This is a genomic window from Breznakia blatticola, from assembly GCF_004365815.1.
In the GTDB taxonomy this organism is placed as follows: Bacteria; Bacillota_I; Bacilli_A; order Erysipelotrichales; family Erysipelotrichaceae; genus Breznakia; species Breznakia blatticola.
In genome coordinates this window covers 1-2245 of sequence record NZ_SODD01000084.1, presented here as the reverse complement: position 1 = coordinate 2245, position 2245 = coordinate 1, and the positions used below count along the sequence as shown (strand labels likewise).

The 2245-nt window shown below is 29.0% G+C and carries 4 protein-coding genes; all 4 read right to left on the bottom strand.

All coding sequences use genetic code 11. The features are described 5' to 3' along the window. Positions 1–90: 90 nt before the first annotated feature. The 4 genes from EDD63_RS11435 to EDD63_RS11420 are packed head-to-tail and all read right to left on the bottom strand — an operon-like array spanning position 91 to position 2069. Complete coding sequence (locus tag EDD63_RS11435; protein ID WP_134171444.1) at positions 91–390, bottom strand: hypothetical protein; 300 nt, start codon at positions 388–390, stop codon at positions 91–93. A gap of 3 nt (positions 391–393) precedes the next feature. Beyond that, positions 394–1494, bottom strand: coding sequence for a type VII secretion protein EssB/YukC (locus EDD63_RS11430; RefSeq protein WP_134171443.1), 1101 nt, complete (start codon positions 1492–1494; stop codon positions 394–396). Positions 1495–1498: 4 nt separating this feature from the next. Continuing rightward, entirely contained in the window at positions 1499–1726 is a 228-nt protein-coding gene (locus EDD63_RS11425; protein ID WP_134171442.1) for a hypothetical protein, read from the bottom strand. Beyond that, complete coding sequence (locus EDD63_RS11420; protein ID WP_134171441.1) at positions 1701–2069, bottom strand: hypothetical protein; 369 nt, start codon at positions 2067–2069, stop codon at positions 1701–1703. Before EDD63_RS11420 ends, EDD63_RS11425 begins: the two co-directional genes overlap by 26 nt. Positions 2070–2245 lie beyond the last annotated feature (176 nt).

Sequence of the window (2245 nt, the reverse complement as noted above, 5' to 3'; positions counted from 1 at the left end):
ATTTGACTAGCTTTTAGTCATACTTTTGCAATTGCTGGTTCATTTGTTTTGACTAGATTTTTCAATTTCCTTTGCATTTGTCATGCTATTCTACATACTGAGTGTGAATTCATGTTCACCAAAAGTAATATCACCATTTTCTTTACTAATGATACATAGAGGAGTATCTAATGCATAGATCATTTTCTTTTCATCAAATATCATATATTGAAAATCTGGTGTTTGATACATTTGAAAACTTGTGATATCTTCAGTTGTTTCTTCATTTAATATAACTGTAATATGATCCGTTTTGCATTCAACAACAAAGTAATCACCAATTGCTGTTTTCTTATTTCGTAACGGATATATTTCATATCGGTTTTCAAGAAATACGATTACATTCAACATATGCTAATCCTCTTTCTCGTTTTTATCAACCTTGTATTGGTTGAGTTTTTGATTTACTTCATTTAATTTTGTTTCTCTTTCTGCCCCACTTAAAGAACTATCTATTTCGATAGCTGCTTTTTGTTTCATATATCCATAAACCATGTATTCGGTATTTCCAAGTTGTTTGGCAATATCAATTGATTCTTCTACATCATCTTTTGCTAGATACACCCAAAAATCTAATATTTTTTCTTCACTTGTAATAGTAATTCCACTTAATATATTTGATTTTTGTTCATCTGTAAGTGCATCGCTCTTTATATATGATGTTGCTAAAACATATTTTGTTGTTTTACTCATTTTAGATACACTTGTATTTTTTAATTCTTTGATTGTTGCTGTATAGTCTGAGACGATATAAGATTCATACCCTTTGTTTATTGAGTTTTTGTATGGTTCTTGCACGAACTTAAAGTATCCAAATAAAACAGCAAGTACTATTACACATAGGAAAAGAATTCGTACTGCCCACTTCATTCGAATATATGTTTTTTTATTTACCAATGAAAGTTTTGTTTCTCTTCTTGTACGTTCTGCTTGTAAATCTTCTATTAATTGATTACGTATTGATTCCACATCTTTTAGTGATGCATATTTTTTGGTTAACGCATGTTTCTTTAAAATATTCACTCCACCCTGTTGGATTGTTGCAAACTCTGTTTTATCATTCAAAATGGATCCTAATAAAATTAAATAGTTATTAATAAATCTCTCTTCATGTCCGATTTCATCTTTTGCATATAAATCACGAAAAGCTACTTTTACCTCCAAATTATAATTTACATATACATTTGTAGGATCTAAGTATAAATGTAATGTATTTGCTAATTCTGATAGTGAAAGTAGATTCAACAACACTCTATATTTATCAGGTAAATTTAAATTTTTAATTTCATCTAACGTTGTATATTCATCAACTGTATATTCATACAAATACATATCATCATTTTTTTCAACTTCAAGATGTAAAAGATTTCTATGTTCTTTTGTTACTCTTTTAAAATCATGTTCACTTGATGCAACTACATCCGCTTTTTTTATTTCAACTGTGATGTTCCCCATATTCTTATCCCCCTATGTATAAAATATCGCCATTATAAATTCCCGCTTCTTGAAACGTTTTCTTTATTGACACACTTTCTTTTTTTCTTTTTGATGTTACATACTGCAATCCATCCAAATGTAATGATAGATTTGAATCTTTCGCAATAATATTTAATACATCTAGAATCACTTGATTTTCTTCAACTTTAAAGTCTGCAATTTGATTATTCGAAATGATACTTATGATCATACTTGTCATCCCTCACTTTTCTGTTCTTATTAATGCTTATTACAACCACACTTCCAATAATTGCTATTAATACTGCAACTATTGGTATATTATTCGTAAAGATACTTGTAGCATTATTCTCTTGATTTGTTGTATCCGCTTTTATAATTACTGGCTCTTGAAATATAGGTGTTAATTTATTAACTATATCCTCTTCTTCAAGCGTTTCATTATTGGAAAACAAAATACTTTTATCAATAGTTTCATTATTTCCTTCTAGTTGTATTTGCTTTGTGAACAAGGGTATCTCATTATCATCAGTTAACGATTTTCCACTTGATGAATTCATACTTTCTGTTGTCAATTCCAGATCGTTTCCTGACCCTTCCCCTTCATTTGCATCTTCTTGACTCAGATATGGAAGAAAAGAATAACTGCATAAAAGTAATGGCTTAATTCAACCGATGCGCACCTAACTTAGATTGTTACATGTATGATGATACATTGAAATGTAAGATTACCATATAAAAATAAGGAAGG

What these genes read in the sequence shown, in the direction of transcription:
- EDD63_RS11435 (WP_134171444.1), bottom strand. Translation starts at nt 390, where the DNA reads ATGTTGAATGTAATCGTATTTCTTGAAAACCGATATGAAATATATCCG.
- EDD63_RS11430 (WP_134171443.1), bottom strand. Translation starts at nt 1,494, where the DNA reads ATGGGGAACATCACAGTTGAAATAAAAAAAGCGGATGTAGTTGCATCA.
- EDD63_RS11425 (WP_134171442.1), bottom strand. Translation starts at nt 1,726, where the DNA reads ATGATCATAAGTATCATTTCGAATAATCAAATTGCAGACTTTAAAGTT.